Raw genomic sequence first — 375 nt, forward strand, 5'->3', positions numbered from 1 at the left:
GTCTCACGACGTTCTAAACCCAGCTCGCGTACCACTTTAAATGGCGAACAGCCATACCCTTGGGACCGGCTTCAGCCCCAGGATGTGATGAGCCGACATCGAGGTGCCAAACACCGCCGTCGATATGAACTCTTGGGCGGTATCAGCCTGTTATCCCCGGAGTACCTTTTATCCGTTGAGCGATGGCCCTTCCATACAGAACCACCGGATCACTAAGACCTACTTTCSTACCTGCTTGATCCGTCGATCTTGCAGTCAAGCACGCTTATGCCTTTGCACACAGTGCGCGATGTCCGACCGCGCTGAGCGYACCTTCGTGCTCCTCCGTTACTCTTTRGGAGGAGACCGCCCCAGTCAAACTACCCACCAKACACG

1 rRNA gene is annotated in these 375 nt (G+C 55.5%); it reads right to left on the bottom strand.

The features are described 5' to 3' along the window. Positions 1-375 (bottom strand): 23S ribosomal RNA (locus AB4070_RS18600); the annotation flags it as partial.

It is taken from the genome of Microbacterium sp. 2RAF4 (genome assembly GCF_052115285.1).
GTDB classification, from domain to species: domain Bacteria; phylum Actinomycetota; class Actinomycetes; order Actinomycetales; family Microbacteriaceae; genus Microbacterium; species Microbacterium oxydans.